This is a genomic window from Kitasatospora sp. NPDC048722, assembly GCF_040650235.1.
Taxonomy (GTDB): Bacteria; Actinomycetota; Actinomycetes; order Streptomycetales; family Streptomycetaceae; genus Kitasatospora.
Genome location: NZ_JBEZGX010000053.1, coordinates 19,716 through 39,932 on the forward strand (window position 1 = coordinate 19,716; position 20,217 = coordinate 39,932).

Here is a 20,217-nt window from a genome sequence, read left to right on the forward strand (position 1 = left end):
GGTCATCGTGGTTGGTGCGGGCACGCGTCGCCAGGGGATTTTGCGGGGGCGAGCCAGGCCTCGTACCAGTCGTGGAAGTCCGGGCCCGGGGTGAGGCCGCCCCAGTCGGGGTCGTCGTGCCACACCTGGCCCGCGTCCGGGCCGGTGACGACGAGGCGGGACCACATGCCGCAGCCGCCCTCCGCGATGACCAGGCTTCCCGCGACCGCGTGCGGGCCGTGTCCGGTGAACGGTGTGGCCAGGACGCCGGGACGCAGGTCGTCCTCGCGGACGTCGTGGATGGCGTCCTCCTCGTCGATGTCCTCCGTCAGGCCCACGACGCCGTAGTCCGGGCCGGCTCCGCCGTCGGCGACGTCCAGAAGGAACCGGCGATAGGAGGAGGGGAGGTGTACGCCGTGTTGCCCTTCGAATGCCTGGACTGCATCCGGTGCCAGCGGGGGACGCAGCCGGTACTGGTGGTGGCCGGAGCCGAAGCGGCGGCGTTCGGGGTCGGCGTCGGCCATGGCGGCGAGGCGGGTGCGCACCCCTGAGGCGTCCCAGGTCACTTGAGCAGCACCGCGGGCGTGGGGCCGTCCGGGCGGACGGTGATGCTGTAGGCGGCGCGGGTGGGGGTGGAGTGGAACGACAAGTCGTGTGCAGGGAGCAGGAGTTCGAGCAGGGCGGTGGTCTCGCGGAGGGCGAACTGGGTGCCGAGGCAGGCGCGGGCGCCGAGGCCGAAGGGGTAGTAGGCGGCGAGGTGGGCGGGTCGGGTCCCGGTGGTGGTGAAGCGGCTGGGGTCGAAGCGCTCCGGGTCGGGCCAGAGCGAAGGATCCCGGTGGGTGAGGTACGGGCAGACGAGGACGTCCGTTCCCGCCGCGATGTGGTGGCCGGCGAGGACGTCGTCCTCGATGGCGTGCCGGGGGAGCATCCAGGCGGACGGGTAGAGGCGCAGGGTCTCGCTGACGAGTGCCTGGGGGGCGGCCGTGCGGGCCTCGGGGTGGCGGTCGAGGAGGAGGTACAGCCAGGTGAGGGTGGTGGCGGTGGTCTCGTGACCGGCGACGATGAGGGTGACGAGTTCGTCGCGGATCAACTGATCGGTGTACTCGTGGTGTTGGGACGACGCTTCGAGGAGATCACGCAGGACGCCGGGGGAGTCGTGGGTCGTGCGCGCCGCGTCGATGGCGGCCTGCGCGATCGCGTCGATCCGGGCGAGGTCCTCGGCCACCGTGTCGCGGGCGTCGGCCGCGTCGGTGGGAAGGGTCGGCATCGCGGCCACCACGCGTTCCACCGAGCGGAGTTCGTGGCCGGTCGCGTCATCCATCTCGTGCCCGGTGAGGGCCCGCCACACCGTGTCGAGGGCGAAGCGCCGCATCTCCTCGCCGACGTCGAAGGTCTCGCCGGTGCGGGCGTACCGCGCCCACCGGTCGGCCGTCCGCCGCGCCGCCTCGGCGATCCGCTGCTCGTGCCGGCGCATGCCCGTCCCGGTGAACTGCGACTGCAACAGCCGTCGTTGACGCTTCCACGCGTCGCCGGTGGCGGACAGCACGCCGTCCCCGACGAGCATCCGCGCCCGGTGCGAGCGCTTCACGTACCGGTCCGGATGCCGCCCGAGCACGTGCTGCACGCCCGCCGGATCCGTCACCAGCACGGTCGCCCGCTCGCCCCCGAGCGGCACCGCGGCGATCCCCCCGACCTCCCGCCGCGCCCGCGCGAGCAACTCGACGAGGTCGGCTCCGGAGGCCCGCCACTGCTCGACGGCCGCGACAGGAAGCTCGGGAACGGAAGGCGCTTCGGTGGCCACGGGCTGCTCCTCGGTGCGGCGGCTGTCGGTCCGTCGGATCCGAACGGAACTCTATGGCAGGCGGTGGTGGTCACGGAATGATGACGGGATCCGGCCTCCAGCTCTCGCCATCACCGCACGCGGCTGCGCCGCGGTCCGTCCCCCTCGACGGGCCGCGGCGCAGCTCCTTTCCCCTCTGTGCGTCAGAGACGTCAGATGCGCTGCCAGAGGGCCGGGACGATGGGCGGCTCCCAGCCGACCTGGGCCGTGTGGCCCTGGATGCAGCGGTAGCCGGCGCCGTTGTACGTGACGACGTCGCCGGCCTGGTAGGTGGTGCCGGGGGTCCAGGTTCCGCCGGGGTTGCTGCTTCCGACGGTCAGGGAGTAGGTGGTGGTGTGGGTGGCGGTGCCGGTGCCGGTCACCGTGACGGTGTAGGTGCCGGAGGCGGCCGAGGAGGAGGCCGCGACCGTCATGGTCGACGAGCCGCCGGATTGCACGGAGGCGGGGCTGAAGGAGACCGTCACGCCCGCCGGGGTGCCGCTCGCCGACAGGTTGACCTTCTGCGCGGAGCCGGACGTGGTGGCGGTGGAGATCGTCGCGGTGGCCGAACCGCCGGGCGTCACCGAGCCGTTGGCCGGGTTGACGGACACCGAGAAGTCGTTGGACGGGGCGGTGCCGCCGACCGAGGTCTTCCAGATCGTGTACGCGACGCCGTTGGCGCTGCGCTTCAGGGCAACGGGGTCGATGTTGCTGCTGGTGTCGCAGGACCGGTGGTAGCAGGAGTCGTACGCGCGGTTCGCGGTGCCGCCCCACTTGGCCGCCTGGGCCGAGGTCTTGACGGCGTCCGCGCCGGCCGCGTAGCCGGAGGTGGCGATGCCGGCCTGCTGGAAGGAGTAGTCGTCGGAGCGGCCCTGGCCCTCGACGTTCTCCTCGGGCTGGAGGTTGAGCGAGTCCCAGTACGCCTTCATGGGCGCGGCGGGCGCGGTGGTGATGTTGTTGATGAAGTAGCCGGCGTTGGGCGAGCCGACCATGTCGAAGTTGTAGTAGGCCTTGATCGCGGCGCGCTGGGCGGAGCCCAGCTGGCCGACGTAGTACTGGGAGCCCTGGAGGCCCTGTTCCTCGCCGGTCCACCAGGCGAAGCGGACGTGCCTGCTCATGGCCGGGTTCTGCTGGGCGAGCGCGAGGGCGTTCTCCAGCAGGGTGGCCGAGCCGGAGCCGTTGTCGTTGATGCCGGGGCCGGCCTGGACGCTGTCGAGGTGGGCGCCGAGCATGGTGACCTGGTCGGCGGGGCCGCCGGGCCAGTCGGCGATCAGGTTGCTGGACGGGTAGTCGCAGGAGTTGCAGGTCTGTTCGGCGACGGTGTAGCCGGCGGCCTGGAGCTTGCCCTTGAGGTAGGCGACGGACTGGCTGTGGCCGGCGCTGCCGGCCCGGCGGTTGCCGCCGTTCTGGTCGGCGATGGTGTTGAGCTGGGTGAGGTCGGCCTGGATCTTCGCGACGTCGATGTCGGGCGCGGGGCCGCCGGGCGTGCCGCCGCCGACCGTCAGGGTGTACTGGGCGGTGTGGGTGGCCGCGCCGGCGGTGCCGGTGACGGTGATGACGTACGTCCCGGCCGGGGCGCCCGAGGAGGCGGACAGGGTCAGGGTCGCGGAGGAGCCGGTCTGCACGGAGGACGGCGAGACGGTGGCGGTGACGCCGGTCGGCGCGCCGGAGGCGCTCAGGCCGACGTTCTGCGCGGTGCCCGAGGTGACGGCGGTGCTGACCGTCGCCGTGGTCGAGGAGCCGGGCTGGACGGAGCCGGACGCCGGGCCGAGGGCGAGCGAGAAGTCGTTGTTGCCGGACGGCGTGCAGCTCGGGTCGCCGCTCTGCGCGGGCACGCTGACCGCGTCCCAGGCCGCCTTGGTGCGGTTGTAGAAGCCGCAGGTGGGGTCGAGGTTCCTGGCGGCGGTCAGGGTGGTGGTGCGGTAGCGCTTGTACGTCATGCCGCTGGTCTTGAGCAGCATGCCGCCGTAGAAGACCTGCCCGGCCTGCTTGACGCCGATGCCGGTGACCGAGGAGCCGTTGCAGGTGGGGCTCGTGGGCTTGCCGCCACCGGGGTTGGAGCCGAGGCTCAGCAGGTAGAACCAGTGGTTGAGCGGGCCGGCCGCCGCGTGGACCTCGGTGCTCGGGATCGAGGAGGAGTAGCAGTCGGGGTCGTTGTTGACGAGCGAGGGCTGGTAGAGGCTGCGGATCGGGCCCTGGCCGAGCAGGTTGGCCTCCCGGCCGACCTGGTAGTCGGGGTAGTCGTAGGGCGCGGGCTGGTTGGCGTACTCCTTGGTGAGCGCGCCGAAGATGTCGCCGGTGCCCTCGCCGAGGCCGTTCTCGTTGTTGGCGCCGCCGGGGGTGTACTGGTCGATGCCGTGGCCGAACTCGTGGCCGACGACGTCCTGTGCGGCGATCCACTCGCCGCCCTGGTTGTGGCCGATGGAGACGGAGCTGCCGTCCCAGTAGGCGTTGACGTCGTTCAGGCCCATCTTGATCGGCCAGCTGCCGCCGTTGCCGTCGTGGCCGTTGCGCCCGAGCCAGTCGCGGAGCATGTTCCACTCGGTCTGGGCGGCCCACATGGCGTCGCCGCAGCCGGTCTCCTTGCTGGACGGGTCACCGGTGCCCCAGGAGTCGGAGGACTTGGTGAGCACCTGCCCGGTGTCGTAGTCGGAACAGCTGAGGCCGGGCCGGTTGGGGTCGCGCAGGCTGTACGAGCCGCCGGAGTTGGTGGTGTTGATGGTGAGCGGTCCGGGGCCGTTCCACTTGCTGTTGACGGTGCCCGCCCGGACGTCGTCGTAGCTGTCGATCACCTCGCCGGTGGCGGCGTCGACGAAGACGTGCAGCTTGCTGGGCGCGACGTCGGTGCGGCCGGTCAGGACGGTCTCCCAGGCGAGCCGTCCTGCGCCGTCCTTGACCCGGACGACGAGCCGGCGCGCGTCCACCGAGTCGACGGCGGCGAGCCGGGTGCGGGCCGTCTTCTCCGCGTGCGCGGCGCTCACCTGCGGGGTGGTCGAGCCGCCGACCGGGCCGGTCGCCGCGGACTGGAGGCCCTGGACGCGTCCCCGGCCGTCGGCTATGACGACCGCGTCGCCGCCGACCACGGGCAGGCCGCGGTAACTGCGCTCGTAGGCGACGGAGTAGAGGCCGTTCAGCCAGGGGGTGACGGCCCGCCGTTCGTACGTCTCGCCGGGGCCCTTGGCGAGGGCGTCCAGGCCGGCCGCCGCCGCGGCGTCGGCGGCGTCGACGGCGGCGGCCAGGGCGCTGGGCGGGGCGGCGGAGGGACCTGGGTCCGCGGCGGCGGCCGGCCCGGCGCCGGTGGCGGCGATCAGGCCGGCCAGCACGGTCAGGGTGGTCGCCGTGGTGAGCAACCGGCCCGTGGTCAGTCTGCGTTGCATCGAGGCTCCTCGAACGTGGGGGTCCTCGACCGCGGACGGCGTGGTCCTGCGTGGTGGTGCGTGGTGGTGCGTTCCGCGGGCCGCATCTGGGGGACGGCCGTTCGCTGCGGGCCGTCCGCGCTCGGGTGCCGGAACCCTCACATGTCGTCATGGCCTGGTCAATGGGCGGTGCGGAGGCGGCCAAGGGTTGGCAAATTCCGTCAAGGCGCCGGGGGTCCGCCGAGGCCGTCCGGAAGCCCGAATTGGTTGAGACCACGTCATGTACGGATCGCGTGCCGTCGAGTACCGTCCTCATCGTCGGACGGTCCGTGAAAGTCCCGGGGGCCGGGGTTGGAGCGCTACCGCGGGAGGCAGTCGTGCACCGGAACCGGGTGGCCGCGCCGGAGCCGTCCGCACCCCAACCGGACGGTCCCTGGCGCGAGTTCGGCGCCCGGCTGCGCCACTGGCGGCGGCGGGCCGGACTCACCCAGGCCCAGCTCGGCGCCGGCATCGGCTACGACCACACCGCCGTCAGCAAGATCGAGCACGGCATCCGCCGGGTCACCCCGCGCGTGGCCGACCGGCTCGACGACCTCCTCGCCGCCGGGGGCGAACTGCGCGGCGCCCTCGCGCGGGCCGAGGAAGCCGAACTCAACGCCGCCGTCCTGCCGTTCGCCCCCGGCCTCACCCGCCCGCCGCTGCCCGGCGACCCGGACGAGCGCGGCCCGCAAGCCCCGTGGTGCGCGCCGCCCCGCCGCCTGCCCGACTACGGACTGCTCTGCCCCCTTCACGGCGCCGACGGCTGCGCGGTGCCCGCACCCACCGAACTCGTCGCCCTGCACACCGGGTTCTGCGCCGCCGACCCCGCCGCCCCGCCGCCCCTGGACGCCGACACCGCACACGCCCTCACCGGACTCCTCGCCGCCCGGCTGCGCTCCGGCGAGACCGCCACCCACCCCGGCCTCGCCGCCGCCGTCGAGCGGACGCTGCGCGCCGTCCTCGCCCGTCTCGCCTCCGCGTCCGCCTCCGCCGAGCAGCGGCGTCCGCTGGCCCGCCTCGCCGCCGAGTACGCGCACGCGGCCGGCGCGCTGCGGATGCAGGGCGGCCGCAACGCCACCGCCATGGCCTGCTTCGACCGCGCGCTCACCTGGGCCGAACTCGTCGGCGACACGGCCACCCAGGTCGCCGCGCTCAGCGACATGAGCACCCTGGCCCGGCTCGACGGCGACCCGGTGGCCGCCCTCGGCTACGCCCGCGAGACCGCCCGGGTCGCGCCCGGGCGGCACTGGGCGGCGGCGATGGGCCAGATCGGCCGGGCCAGGGCGCACGCGCTGACCGGCGACGTCCGGGAGACCGTCCGGCGCATCGGCCGCGCCCGGCTCCACCTCGACCACATCGGGCCGCGCGACGAGACCGACGCGCCGTGGCTCTCCATCGCCTCCATGCGGATGCGGGTCGAGTCCGGTGCGGCGGCGGCCCTGCGGGACGTCGCCGCGGCCGTCGGCGACCCGGTGCTCGCCCGGCACGCGCTGGCCGCCGCGGAGAGCGCGTTGCGGCTCCTCGGGCCTGCCCAGCTACCGTCCACGCGGCTGCTGTTCACGGTACGGGTCGCCGACTGTCACGCGTGCGCGCACGACCCGCAGACCGCCGTCGCGCTGCTCGGCCGCACGTTGGAGACGGCGCCGGAGGCGGCCCTGCCGGCGCTGGTCGGACACGAACTGCGGGGCCTGCGGGAGCGCCTGGCGGCGCACCGGCCGGTGGAGGCCCACCGGCTCGCGGAGCTGACGGGGTTCTGACGGAGCCCTGAGGCGGCCCGCCGGGCGCTGGCGGGATCTTGACGGAGACGGGCGATCACGACACTCGTGGACGTGCCCCGCCGCGGGCCAGGATCGGTGCATCACCCCGGACCACCGGTCCGAACCACCACCCAGGAGCACCCCGATGACGAGCGCCGTCCTCTCCGTCCCCGCCGCCGACCCGGCCCTCGCCGCCGCCCACTTCCTCTCCCGCCTCACCTTCGAGGCGGACGTCTCGGACGTGCGCGCCGACCTGCTGGCCGGCGTCCCGGGCCTGGTCGTCGTCGACTCGCGCAGCGCGGTGGCGTGGTCCCAGGGCCGCATCCCCGGCGCCCTGCACCTGCCCGCCGCCCGCATCCCGGAGCTGGCCCCGCGGCTGGTCGACCGCGGGGCCACCGTCGTCACCTACTGCTGGGGCCCCGGCTGCAACGGCGCCACCCGGGCCGCCCTGGCCTTCGCCCGGCTCGGCTACCGGGTGAAGGAGATGCTCGGCGGGTTCGAGTACTGGGCCCGCGAGGGCTTCGCGTACGACACGGACAACGGCACCGAGCAGCGTCCGGTCGACGACCTGACGGCCCCGCGCTCGGGCATCTCCTGCGCCTGTTGAGGGCCGGTTGAGCACCCGGTGTCACGGAGTCACCACGTCACCGCGAGCCGGCGCGGGCTGCGGGTGCCGAACACCCGTCGCCACTCGATCGCCCCGACCGGTTCGGCGAGCCGCAGGCCCGGCAGGCGGGTGGCGAGCCGGTTGAGGGCCAGCCGCATCTCGGTGCGGGCCAGCCAGGCCCCGAGGCAGTGGTGCGGGCCGGCGCTGAAGGCGAGGGTCGGCGCCTCCAGCGGCTCGAAGAGCCCGTCGGACAGCCCGGTGGTGAAGACCTCGGGATCCCGGGCGGCGCTCGCGCGGTCCACGACCACCACGGCTCCGGCCGCGATGGACACGCCCCCGACCACCGCGTCCCGGACGGAGCGGCGCAAGGTGCCCAGCCCCTCGCCGAGCGGGACCGTGTGCACGATCCGGTCGACGGCCGCCTGGGCGGCCTCCTCGTCGCTGAGGCGCGACCAGTCGTCCGTCCGCTCGCTCAGCAGGTACACCAGGGCGTTGCCCATGGTCGCGACGGCCGTCTCGTGGCCGCCGGCGATCAGTCCGCAGATCAGTTTGACCATGCGCTCCTCGGAGACGCCGCCCTGCTCGTCGGCGGCCGTCACCATCCGGCTGACCAGGTCGCCCCCGGGGTTCCGGCGCCGCACGTCGAGGAGCCCGGCCGCGAAGGCGCAGAACTCGGCCAGGACGGCGCGGATCTCGTCGGCCGGGCGGGTGTGGTCGGCGAACAGGTGGTCGGTCCAGTGGCGCAGCCGTTGCCGGTCGACGTCCTCGACACCCATCAGCCGGCTGATCACGTCGACCGGCAGCGGCATGGTGAGTGCGGTCACGAGGTCGGCCGGCGGGCCCTGTTCGACGATGTCGCCGACGAGCCGGTCCACCGTCGACGTCAGCCAGGGGAGCCAATCGGCCATGGCCTTGCGGGTGAAGGCCTGCTGCATGAGGGCGCGGAGCTGCCGGTGCTCGGGACCGTCGATGTTGGTGATGAAGCCGGGGTCACCCTCCAGGTTGGAGACCGCGCCGAGCGGCGGCGCGTCCGGGGCGAAGAGCGCGGCCCGGCCGAACGCGGGGTCGGTGAGGACGTGCCGGACGTCGGGGTAGCGGGTGATCAGCCAGGCGGGCGTGCCGTTGGGCAGCTCGACGAGCCGGGGCGGTCCGAACGCGGCGGGTTCCGACAGGTGCAGGGGTGCCAGCGCGAGATCCTCGACGGACATGGTTCCTCCAGCGGCCCCGGTGCGCGCGGGGTTCGTGGCCAATGGGTCTGCCAGCAGCTTTGCCCGAGTGTGCACGATCGATCCAGAAGGCCGTCAATGATGCTCGCAATATTCCGCCATACGTGTAATCCGCACGTCGAATGAGCTTCGTAGTGGGCGCCTCCGGCTAGCATCACTGGCGTTTCCGTTCGTCCGCCATCGAAAAGCCTGGGAGCGCGTGCTGTCCGCCATCGCCCATCGGGTCGGATGTCCGCTCCCGCCCCTCTCCGTCGGCTTATTCGAGGTGTGAGCAATCGCGCCGTGCTCGCTGGCAGTAGTGATCGGATTTTCTCAGGAATCGGATTTCCATAGGACCACATGTTCGTAGTCGAAACGAGTTTCTCCGTCCAGGGAATTCGTGAACGCGAACAGAACCCCCGGATTGGACCATGACCTCCTCGCCCCTCGACGTGCCCAGCGAACGGATCGCGATCACCGGGATCGGCTGCCGCCTGCCCGGCCACGCCAACGACCACCGGTCCTACTGGCGCAACCTGCTGGCGGGTCGGGACTGTCTCGTCCCGACGCCGGCCGACCGCTACGACGTCGCGTCGCTGGGCAGCCGGGACCGGGCCAAACCGGGGCGGCTGATCGGCGGCCGGGGCGGGTACATCGACGGCTTCGACACCTTCGACCCGGAGTTCTTCGGCATCAGCCCGCGCGAGGCCGCGTACATGGACCCCCAGCAGCGCAAGCTGCTGGAGGTCACGTGGGAGGCGCTGGAGGACGGCGGGCAGCGGCCGTCGGAACTCGCGGGCCGGGACGTCGGGGTGTACGTCGGCGCGTTCACCCTGGACTACAAGATCCTCCAGTTCGCCGACCTCGGCTTCGAGACGCTCGCCGCGCACACCGCCACCGGCACCATGATGACGATGGTGTCGAACCGGATCTCGCACTGCTTCGACTTCCGCGGCCCGAGCGTCTCGATCGACACCGCGTGCAGCTCCTCTCTGGTCGCGGTCCACCTGGCCTGCCAGAGCCTGCTCCGCGGCGAGACCGAACTCGCCCTGGCCGGCGGCACGTTGCTGCACATGGCGCCGCAGTACACGATCGGTGAGACGAAGGGCGGGTTCCTCTCGGCGAACGGCCGCTCGCGGGCCTTCGACGCCGCCGCCGACGGGTACGTGCGGGCCGAGGGCGTCGGCGTGGTGGTGCTCCGGCGGCTGTCGGACGCCCTGCGCGACGGCGACCCGGTGCACGCGGTGATCATCGGCAGCGGCGTCAACCAGGACGGCCGCACCAACGGCATCACCGTGCCGCGGGCGGACGCCCAGGTCAGGCTGATCGAGCGGGTGTGCGCCGAGGCCGGGGTGCGGCCCGGCGGCCTGCAGTACGTCGAGGCGCACGGCACCTCGACCCCGGTCGGCGATCCGATCGAGGCGGGCGCGCTCGGCCGGGTGCTCGCGGTCGGGCGGCGGCCGGGGGAGCGCTGCTACGTCGGCTCGGTCAAGACCAACATCGGGCACACCGAGTCCGCCGCCGGTGTGGCCGGGCTGATCAAGACGGCGCTGGCGCTCAAGCACCGGCGGATCCCGCCGCACATCAACCTGGAGCGGCCGAACCCCGACATCGACCTCGACGCGCTGCCGTTCGAGATCCCGCGCACCGGCGTCGACTGGCCCGAGCACGAGGGGCCGGCGCGGGCGGGCGTCAACTCCTTCGGCTTCGGCGGCACGAACGCGCACGTCCTGCTGGAGGAGCCCCCGCCGCGCGAGCCCGTCGCCCCGGAGTCCGCTGCGCCGCCCGCGCCGCCGTGCACGGTGCTGCCGCTGAGCGCCCGCGACGCGGCCGCGCTGCCCGAGCTGGCCGCCGGCATCCGCCGCGAACTCGCCGACGGCGCGGACCTCGTGGACCTCGCGCACACCCTCGCGCACCGGCGCGAGCACCTGTCCGAGCGCCTCGCCGTCGCCTACGCCTCACGGGAGTCCCTGGACGAGGCGCTGGCCGCGTACGAGCGCGGCGAACCGCACCCCCGGGTGGCCCAGGGGCGCGCCCGCGAGCGCCGACAGCGGCGGCTCGCCTGGGTGTTCACCGGCATGGGACCGCAGTGGTGGGCGATGGGCCGCGGGCTGTACGCGGACGAGCCGGTCTACCGCGAGGCCGTCGACGCGTGCGACCGGGAGATCCGCGCGCAGGCCGGGTGGTCGCTGCTCGACGAACTCGCCCGCGGCGAGGACGAGTCGAGGATGGCCGAGACCTGGCTCGCGCAGACCGCCAACTTCGCTCTCCAGGTGGGTCTTTCGGCCCTGTGGCGGAACCGCGGCCTGCGGCCGGACGCGGTCGTCGGGCACAGCACCGGCGAGATCGCCGCGTTCCACGAGGCCGGGGTGTACGACCTGGCCGACGCCGTCACGGTGGTGCTGCACCGCAGCAGCCTCCAGCACCGCCTCGCCGGGACGGGCACGATGCTCGCCGTCGGCCTGCCGGAGGCCGACGCGGAGCGCCGGATCCGCCCGCACCGCGGGCGGGTGTCGCTGGCGGCCGTGAACGGGCCGAGCGCGGTCACCCTCGCGGGCGACGCAGACGCGCTCGGCGCCCTCGCCGGGGAACTGCGGCAGGAGCGGGTGTTCGCGAAGTTCCTGGACGTCGAAGTCCCCTACCACAGCGTGCGGATGGACCCGATCCGCGAGGAGCTGCTGACGGCGCTCGCGGGCATCAAGCCGCGCGAGGCGCAGGTGCCGCTGTACCTGACCGCCGACGAGGGCCGAGCCCTCGGGCCCGAGCTGGACGCCGCGTACTGGTGGCGCAACGTCCGCCACCCGGTGCGCTTCAAGGCCGCCGTCGAGCGGATGGCGGAGGACGGGTACGGGCTGTTCCTGGAGGTCGGCCCGCACCCGGTGCTCGGCCACGCGATCCGCGAGTGCCTGGCGGACCGCGACCCGGACGCGCGCGCCCTCCCGTCCGTCCGCCGCCGCGAGGACGAGCCCGAGCGGGTCGCCCGCACCCTCGCCGAGCTGCACACCCTCGGGGTCGAGCCGTCCTGGGCGGCCCTCCACCCGTCCGGTCGCCCGGTGCCGCTGCCCTGCTACCCGTGGCGGCGCGACCGGTACTGGGCCGAGCCGAAGCCGGTCGAGCAGGTCCGGCGCGGCGAGTCGGACCACCCGCTGCTCGGCCGCCGGACCGCCGCCGCGCAGCCCACCTGGGAGAACGCGCTCGACGTCGAGAGGCTGCCGTACCTGTCCGACCACCGCATCGAGGGCAGCGCGGTGTTCCCGGCGGCGGGCTACCTGGAGATGGCCGCCCAGGCCGTCCGGACGCTGACCGGCGGGACGGACGTGGTGCTCGCCGACGTCGACCTCGCCCGCGCGCTGGTGCTCTCCGACGCGGAGCCCACCAGGACGCAGTTCTCCTTCGCCCCGGACGACGGCCGGTTCAGCGTCGCCTCGCTGCCCGCCGGCGGCGACCCGGTGGTGCACACGAGCGGCCGGATCCGCACCGGCCAGCGCCGCGCCCACGGGCCCGCGCTCGATGCCGATGCCGTCCGTGCGCGCGGCACCCGTCACGAGAAGGCCTACTGCTACCGGCAGTTGGCCGACCGGGGCTACCACTACGGCCCCGCTTTCCAGGCCGTCGACGAGGTGTGGACGGCGCCCGGCGAGGCGCTCGCCCGGATCAGGCCCACGGTCGAGGACGCCGCCGGGCACCACGTGCACCCGGTGCTGCTCGACGCGTGCTTCCAGACGCTCCTCGCCGCCCAGCTGCTCCGAGGCGACGGCGACGGCGTGCGGCTGCCGGTGTCGATCGGCGAGGTACGCCTCGGCCCGGTCGGCGACCAGCCGGTCTGGGCCCACGCGACCGTCACCCGTGACACCGGGGACGAACTCCTCGGCGATCTCGCCCTGTACGCCGAGGACGGGGCCCCGCTCGGCCGCATCACCGGCTTCCGCGTCGCCGACGTCGCCCGCGCCGCCTCCTCCGTCGGCCTCGCCACCATCGACGGCTGGCTCACCGAACTCGCCTGGGAGGAGGCACAGGAGCCCGAGGAGACCGGGGAGCCCGAGGAGGCCGACCCCGCAGGCCTCGTCCTGCTCGCCGACGCGGGCGGCCTCGCCCAACGCCTGGCCGTCCGGGCGGGGGAGCGCGGCATCCGCTGCCACCTCGTGCGCCCCGGCGACGGCTACCGGCACACCCCCGACGGCTCCACCGTCCGCCCCGACGCGGCCGAGGACTTCACCCGTCTCCTCGCCGACCTCGATCCCGACTTCCGCACCGTCGCCCACCTCTGGAACCTCGACCAGCCCCGCCTGGACGACTCCCTCCACACCGACCTCGACCGCCTGGCCGGCCTCGGCGCCTACTCGCTCGTCGCCCTCGCCCAGGCCCTGCCCGACGCGCGACCGGACGGACGGCTGCACATCGTCACCCGCGGCACCCAGGCCGCCGGCCCCGACGACCGCGTCGAACCGCTCGGCGCCCCCGCCTGGGGCCTCGGCCGGGTGCTCTGGCAGCAGGAACTCGTCGCCCAGCGCGGCACGTTGATCGACCTGGACGGTTCCACCGGGCACGCAGGGCCGATCGGCCTCGACGCCTCCACGGACCTGCTCGATGAGGTCGACGCGCTGCTGCGCGAGCTCACCGCGTCGGCCGCGCACGGCGAGCAGGAGATCGCCCTGCGCGGCGGGCGCCGCCTCACCAGCCGGCTGCGCCCCGCCGAGGGGCTCACCAAGCCGCTGCCGCTGAGCCTGCGGCCCGACGGCAGCTACCTCGTCACCGGCGCGTTCGGCGCCCTCGGGCGGCTGCTGTGCCGCACCCTCGTGCGGCGCGGCGCCCGGCGGCTGATCCTGCTCGGCCGCACCGCCCTGCCCGAGCGCGACCGGTGGCGGCACACCGACCCGGACAGCCCGGCCGGTGCCCGCATCGCCTTCCTGCGCGAGCTGGAGGCGCTCGGCGCCGAGGTCCTCGCGGCGCCGGTGGACGTCACCGACGAGGCCGCCCTCGCCGCCTGGCTCGCCGACTACCGGAACCGACAGCTCCCGCCCGTCCGGGGCGCGTTCCACCTCGCCGGACAGGTCCGCGACACCCTGCTCCCGCAGATGGACCGCGCGGCCTTCGACGCCGGGTACCTGCCCAAGGTGGTCGGCGGCCACCTCCTGCACCGGCTGCTCCGCGACGAACCGCTCGACCACTTCGTGCTGTTCGCCTCCGTCGCCTCCCTGCTCACCACCGCCGGGCAGACCAACTACGCGGCGGGCAACGCCTTCCTCGACGCGCTCGCCCACCATCGCCGCGCCGACGGCCTGCCCGCGATCAGCCTCGACTGGGGGCCGTGGGCCACCGGCATGATCGAGGAGCTCGGCCTCGTCGCCCACTACCGCGACGCCCGCGGCATGAGCTCGCTCCCGCCCGAGGCCGGCACCGCCGTCCTGGAACGGGTGATCGGGCAGGACCGGGCCCAGCTGCTCGTCGCGACCGTCGTCGACTGGCCGGTCTTCCTCGCCTGGTACCCCGCGCCGCCGCCGCTCGTCGCCGATCTCGCGGCCGGCGCCGCCGAACCCGCCCAGGCCGAGACCGGCGGCCTCCTGGCCGCCTTTCGCGCCGCCGACCCGGCCGGCCGGCGCGCGCTGGTCGCCGAGCGTTTCGCCGCCGCCGTCGCCGCGGTGCTGCGGATCGGCGCCGATCGGATCGACGAGGACACCCGGCTCGGCGCGCACGGCCTGGACTCGCTGCTCGCCATGGAGCTGCGCGCCCGCGTCCTCGGTGAACTCGGCGTCGCGCTGCCGGTGGTGGCCCTGCTGAGCAACGGCCCGGTCGGCGACCTGCTGGACCTCCTGCACGACGGCCTCGCCGGCCTGGCCGCCGATGACGGCACGGCCGCGCGCGCGGCCGTCGACCTGCACACCGACGAGCGGTGCTACCCGCTCACCCACAACCAGAAGGCGCTCTGGTTCCTCAAGCAGCTCCACCCCGACGGATTCGCCTACAACATCGGCGGCGCCGTCGAGGTCCGCACCGCGATCGACCCCGGGCTGTTCGCCGAGGCCTTCCGCGCGGTCGTCGCCCGCCACCCCGCGCTGCGCGCCGCGTTCACCGCGGAGGAGGGCCGCCCGGTGCAGCGGATCCGGGACGAGGCCGTCGTCGACGCGGCGCTGGTCGACGTCGAGGGCCGGCCGTGGTCGGAGGTCCAGGACCTGATCGTCGCGGAGTACCGCAAGCCGTACGACCTGGAGCGCGACCCGCTGGTGCGGCTGCGGATGTTCCGGCGCGGGCCGGAGCACTGGGTGCTGATGAAGGCCGTCCACCACATCGTGTCGGACGCGATCTCGACGTTCACCTTCATCGAGGAGCTGTTCGAGGTCTACGAGGCGCTGACGGCGGGCCGCACGCCCGACCTGCCGCCGGTGCCCGCCCGCTACCTCGACTTCCTCAACCACCAGAACCGCTTCCTGGCCGGCCCCGAGGCCCGCCGGATGCTCGACTACTGGCGCGGCCACCTGCCCGCCGAGGTGCCGATCCTCAGCCTGCCCACCGACAGGCCCCGGCCGGCCGTGCAGACGCACAACGGCGCGTCGGTCTTCTTCCAGCTCGACGCCGAGCTCAGCGCCCGTGTGCACGAGCTGGCCCGCGCGCACAACGCCACGCCGTTCATGGTGCTGCTGAGCGCGTACTACCTGCTGCTGAACCGCTGGTCCGGGCAGGAGGACATCATCGTCGGCAGCCCGGTGACCGGGCGCACGCAGGAGGAGTTCGCGTCCGTCTACGGATACTTCGTCAACCCGCTGCCGCTGCACGTGAGTCTCGCCGGGGAGCCGACGGTCACCGAGTTGCTGGGGCGGGTCCGGGAGACGGTGCTCGGTGGACTGGACAACCAGGAGTACCCGTTCGTGCTGCTGGTCGAGCAGTTGGGGCTCCAGCACGACCCCAGCCGCTCGGCGGTGTTCCAGGCGATGTTCATCCTGCTCACCCACAAGGTCGCCGTCGAGCGTGCCGGCTACCGCCTCGACTACATCGAACTGCCCGAGGAGGAGGGACAGTTCGACCTGACGCTCTCCGCCTACGAGGAGGCGGCGGACGGCTGCTTCCACTGCGTGTTCAAGTACAACTCCGACCTCTTCGACGCCTCGACGGTCGAGCGGATGGCCGGGCACTACCGCAACCTCGTGGACGCCATGACGCGCGCCGCAGCCGAGCGGCCCACCGGCCGGCTGCCGATGCTCGGCGCGGACGAACGGCGGCTCGTGCTCACCGAGTTCAGCGGCGCCGGACGCCTCCTCGACCACGACGTGCCCGTGCCCGACCTGTTCGCCAAGGCCGCCGCCGAGCACCCCGAGGCCGTCGCCGTGGTGGCACCCGGCCGCACGGGGCCCGCCGAGGCGCGGCGGCTGACCTACGCGGAGCTGGACCACCGCTCCCAGCGGGCGGCCCTGCGGCTGCGCGAACTCGGCGTGCGGGAGGGCTCGGTGGTGGCGGTCTGCCTGGCCAAGTCGCCCGAGCTGATCGGCACGTTGCTCGCGGTCTGGCGGGCGGGCGCCGCCTACCTGCCGCTCGACCCCGGGCACCCGGCCGACCGCCTCGCCTACCAGGTCGCGGACGCCGGCGCCGTCCTCGTCGTCGTCGACCAGGGGCTCCCGGCCCCGGCCGGGCTGCCCGTCCCGCTGGTGACCCTGGAGGACCTCGGGGTGCCCGCGGCCGAGGGCGCCCCGCTGCCCGGCACCGACCCGGACCGGCCCGCCTACGTGATCCACACCTCCGGCTCGACCGGCCGTCCGAAGGCCGTCCGGGTGGCCCACCGCAGCCTCGCCGCGGTGGCCGCGGGCTGGCGGGCCGAGTACCGGCTGGACATCGACGTCCGGGTGCACCTGCAGATGGCCGGCGTCTCCTTCGACGTCTTCACCGGCGACCTCGCCCGGGCGCTCGGCTCGGGCGGCGCGCTCGTCCTGGTCGACCGCGAGCTGCTCTTCGACCCCGCCCGGCTGTACCGCACGATGCGCGAAGAGGACGTCGACGGCGGCGAGTTCGTCCCGGCGGTGGCCCGCGCCCTGCTCGTCCACTGCGAGTGCGAGGGCCTGCGGCTGGACTTCCTGCGGCTGCTGGTCGTCGGCTCCGACCTCTGGAGGGCCGGCGAGCACGCCCGGCTTCGCGCCCTGTGCGGCCCACGGACCCGGGTGGTCAACTCCTACGGCCTGACCGAGGCCACCGTCGACAGCACCTACTTCGAGGGGCCGGTGGACGCCCTGGAGCCGGGCCGGATGGTGCCCATCGGGCGGCCGTTCCCCAACAGTGCGCTCTACATCCTCGACCGTCACGGCGAGCCGGTGCCACCGGGCGTCCCCGGCGAGCTGTGGATCGGCGGCGCGGGCGTGGCCGACGGGTACCCGAACGACCCCGGACAGACCGCCGAACGCTTCACCACCCTCGACCTGGACGGCCCCGTCCGGCTCTACCGCACCGGCGACCTCGGCCACTGGGACGCCGGGGGCACCGCGCACCTGCTCGGCCGGATCGACAACCAGGTGAAGGTGCGCGGCCACCGGATCGAACTCGGAGAGGTCGAGGCCCAGTTGGCCGATCGGCCGGAGCTCGCGCATGTGTGTGTGGCGATCCGTCAGGACGCTGGCGGCGAGGCCGTCCTGTGCGCGTACTGCGTCCCGGTGGCGGGCGCCGGAGTGGACCGGGGTGAGCTTCGGCGCCACCTGTCCGAGCGGCTGCCCACCTTCATGATCCCGTCCTGGTTCACCGAACTGCCCGCCCTGCCGCTGACGTCGAGCGGAAAGGTCGACCTCGCCGCGCTGCCGGAACCGCGCGTCGAGGCGGGCGGCGATCGGCACGAGCCCCCGGTCACGCTCTACGAGATCCGGATGGCCGTCCACTGGGAGGCGCTGCTCGGGGTGGACGGCGTCGGCCTGCAGGACGACTTCTTCGAACTCGGCGGCAGCTCCATCCGGTTGATCGAGCTCATCCACCACCTGCGGGCCGAGTTCAACATCGGCATCCCGGTCGGCCGGCTCTTCGCGGTCACCACGCTGCACGGCATGGCGCGCGCCGTCGAGCAGATCATCACCGGCGAGGTGGAGGGTGGCGAGCCCCACCTGTGGTTCAACCGGGACGCGCCGCCCGAGCGGACGGTGTTCTGCTTCCCGCCCGCCGGCGGGCACGGCCTGGTCTACCGCCAGCTCGCCGCGCACCTGCCCGGCCACCGGATCGCCGCCTTCAACTACCTCGCCGGGGACGACAAGGCGGCCCGGTACGCGGACCTCGTCGAGGCGCTGCACGAGGACGGCCCGTACGCCCTGCTCGGCTACTCGCTCGGCGGCAACCTCGCCTTCGAGGTGGCCAAGGAGCTCGAGCGGCGCGGCCGTGCGGTGAGCGCCGTCGTCGTCCTGGACTCCTACCGGATCACGGAGGCCTACGCGCTCGGCGAGGAGCACCTCGCCGCGTTCGAGCGCGAGCTCCGCGAGCACCTGCACCGGCACACCGGGTCGACGATCGTCGCCCAGGAGACTCTCGAACAGGCCCGGGACTACCTGGAGTTCTGCAGCCGCACGCCCAACGCCGGCACCGTCGACGCCCCGCTCACCGTGGTCTGCGACCGCGAGCAGGTCGTCCTCCACACGGGCGGCTCGGGCGGCTCCTGGCAGGGCGCCTCCACCGCCGGCACCGCGGTGTTCGGCGGGCACGGCACCCACGCCGAGATGATGGACGGCGAATTCGCCGCCCGGAACGCCGAGTTGGCGGGCGCGATCCTGTCCGGAGGCGGCGCCGATGGCCACGCCTGACCGCGGCCCGGACTGGACCGCCCGGGAGCGTCCTCCCGGCGGCCGGCCCCGGGTGATCGTCATCGGCGCGGGCATCGCGGGCCTCGCCACCGGCTGCTACGCGCAGATGAGCGGCATGGAGACGCGCATCTTCGAGAAGCACGTGCTGCCCGGCGGCTGCTGCACCGCGTGGGCGCGCGACGGCTACGTGTTCGACTACTGCATCGACTGGCTGATCGGCACCGCGCCGGGCGACGGCGGCCACCAGGTGTGGCGCGAACTCGGCGCGCTGGACGGCAAGTCGGTCACCGAGTTCGACGTCTTCAACCGCGTCGTCGACGAGCACGGCCGGGCCGTCACCTTCTACAACGACCCCGATCGGCTCGAACGGCACCTGCTGGAGACCTCCCCGGCCGACGCGCCGCTGATCCGCTCCTTCTGCAAGGACTTCCGCCGCTTCGCCGCGCTCGACCTGCCCTGGGAGACCACGCCCCCGCCGCTGCGGACGGCGGCCCAGCGCCTGCGCACCGCGCGTGCCGTCCTGCCCGCGTTCCGGCTGTTCTGGCGCACCGCGACCACCCCGATGCGGGGCTTCGCCGACCGCTTCCAGGACCCGCTGCTCCGGCGGGCCCTGCCCAACATGTTCCTCCAGGAGCCGGCCGGCTTCCCGCTGCTGCCGTACCTGTACACGCTGGCCGCCGCGCACAACGGCAACGCCGGCTTCCCGCAGGGTGGTTCGCTCGGGCTGGCCCGTTCGGTGGAGGAGCGCTACACCTCGCTCGGCGGGGTGGTCGGCTACCGCCGCCGGGTCGAGCGGATCCTGGTCGAGGACGGCCGGGCGGTCGGGGTGCGGCTGCGGGACGGCAGCACGCACTACGCCGACCACGTGGTGTCCGCGTGCGACGGCCCGACGACCGTCGACCGCCTGCTGGAGGGCCGCTGGACGAGCCCGACGGCGGACCGTCTCTACCACGAACTCCTCGACAGTCCGGGCAACTTGTACCCGGCGGCGGTCTCGGTCTTCGTCGGTGTCGACGGCCCGCTCCCGCCCGGCGAGTCGCACAGCACGACGTACCTGCTCACCCCCGAGCAGGGCGCCCGGCTGCCCGGCGCGCTGCAGGACAGCCTCGTGGTGCAGTTGCGTTCGCAGTACGGCGAGGGGTTCGCGCCGCCGGGCAAGTCGATCCTGCACTGCATGTACTTCAGCGACCACGCCTCGTGGAAGGCCCTGCGCGCCGCCGACCGCCGGGCGTACCGCGCCCGGAAGCAGGAAGTCGCCGACTTCGTACGGGAGTTCCTGGAGCGGACGCATCCGGGGCTCGCGGGCCGGATCGACCTGCTCACCGTGGCCTCGCCCGTCACGACCGAGCGGTTCACCGGCAACACCTACGGCAGCATCCTCGCCTGGCAGGCGTTCTCCGACGCCGAGGACGCCGCCAAACGGCTGGTCACCAAGGACCGCATGCGGCTGCCGGGGCTGAGCGGCTTCTCGATGGCGGGCCAGTGGGTCGGCATGGGCGGCCTGATCCGGGCGGCCACCAGCGGGCGGTTCGCCGTGCAGTACCTCTGCCGGGAACTCGGCCTGGAGTTCCGGGCCTGGCCCAGCGACAACCGGGAGCCCTGGCACACCGGCAAGTGGGGCCGGGTGCCGCGGCTCGACCGGGCGGACCTCGGGGCCGTGGAGACGACCGTGGGAGCGACGGAATGAGCGAGCGGAGCAT

8 protein-coding genes are annotated in these 20,217 nt (G+C 73.9%); 4 read left to right on the forward strand and 4 right to left on the reverse strand.

Going from position 1 to position 20,217, the window contains the following annotated elements; translation table 11 throughout:
* Positions 1-2 precede the first annotated feature (2 nt).
* From AB0C76_RS31255 to AB0C76_RS31265, 3 genes are all read right to left on the reverse strand, one after another.
* A complete protein-coding gene (locus tag AB0C76_RS31255; protein ID WP_359972037.1) occupies positions 3-545 on the reverse strand; it encodes an SMI1/KNR4 family protein in 543 nt (180 codons plus the stop codon).
* Complete coding sequence (locus tag AB0C76_RS31260) at positions 542-1,780, reverse strand: cytochrome P450 (protein ID WP_359972039.1); 1,239 nt, start codon at positions 1,778-1,780, stop codon at positions 542-544. Before AB0C76_RS31260 ends, AB0C76_RS31255 begins: the two co-directional genes overlap by 4 nt.
* Before the next feature lie 191 nt (positions 1,781-1,971).
* The gene (locus AB0C76_RS31265) at positions 1,972-5,175 is read right to left on the reverse strand and encodes a M28 family peptidase (RefSeq protein WP_359972041.1); all 3,204 of its coding nucleotides are present in this window, start codon (positions 5,173-5,175) and stop codon (positions 1,972-1,974) included.
* 356 nt (positions 5,176-5,531) lie between these two features.
* Between AB0C76_RS31265 and AB0C76_RS31270 the strand changes: the two genes are divergently transcribed.
* Entirely contained in the window at positions 5,532-6,950 is a 1,419-nt protein-coding gene (locus tag AB0C76_RS31270; RefSeq protein WP_359972043.1) for a helix-turn-helix transcriptional regulator, read from the forward strand.
* Between the two features lie 145 nt (positions 6,951-7,095).
* The gene (locus AB0C76_RS31275) at positions 7,096-7,557 is read left to right on the forward strand and encodes a rhodanese-like domain-containing protein (protein WP_359972045.1); all 462 of its coding nucleotides are present in this window, start codon (positions 7,096-7,098) and stop codon (positions 7,555-7,557) included.
* A 29-nt stretch (positions 7,558-7,586) separates the two neighbouring features.
* Here AB0C76_RS31275 and AB0C76_RS31280 read toward each other — a convergent pair whose 3' ends face one another.
* Positions 7,587-8,765, reverse strand: a complete 1,179-nt coding sequence (locus tag AB0C76_RS31280; protein ID WP_359972047.1) for a cytochrome P450 — start codon at positions 8,763-8,765, stop codon at positions 7,587-7,589.
* Between the two features lie 428 nt (positions 8,766-9,193).
* On the opposite strand from AB0C76_RS31280, the gene AB0C76_RS31285 reads away from it, so the two are divergent.
* The gene (locus AB0C76_RS31285; protein ID WP_359972049.1) at positions 9,194-18,517 is read left to right on the forward strand and encodes an amino acid adenylation domain-containing protein; all 9,324 of its coding nucleotides are present in this window, start codon (positions 9,194-9,196) and stop codon (positions 18,515-18,517) included.
* Positions 18,504-20,204 carry an NAD(P)/FAD-dependent oxidoreductase gene (locus AB0C76_RS31290; RefSeq protein ID WP_359972050.1) on the forward strand — a complete coding sequence of 567 codons (1,701 nt, stop codon included), beginning with the start codon at positions 18,504-18,506 and terminating at the stop codon, positions 20,202-20,204. The genes AB0C76_RS31285 and AB0C76_RS31290 overlap by 14 nt, the downstream gene beginning before the upstream one ends.
* Positions 20,205-20,217: the final 13 nt, after the last annotated feature.

Coding starts and splice junctions, on each gene's coding strand:
- AB0C76_RS31280 (WP_359972047.1), bottom strand. CDS start 8,765: ATGTCCGTCGAGGATCTCGCGCTGGCACCCCTGCACCTGTCGGAACCC.
- AB0C76_RS31290 (WP_359972050.1), top strand. CDS start 18,504: ATGGCCACGCCTGACCGCGGCCCGGACTGGACCGCCCGGGAGCGTCCT.
- AB0C76_RS31265 (WP_359972041.1), bottom strand. CDS start 5,175: ATGCAACGCAGACTGACCACGGGCCGGTTGCTCACCACGGCGACCACC.
- AB0C76_RS31275 (WP_359972045.1), top strand. CDS start 7,096: ATGACGAGCGCCGTCCTCTCCGTCCCCGCCGCCGACCCGGCCCTCGCC.
- AB0C76_RS31285 (WP_359972049.1), top strand. CDS start 9,194: ATGACCTCCTCGCCCCTCGACGTGCCCAGCGAACGGATCGCGATCACC.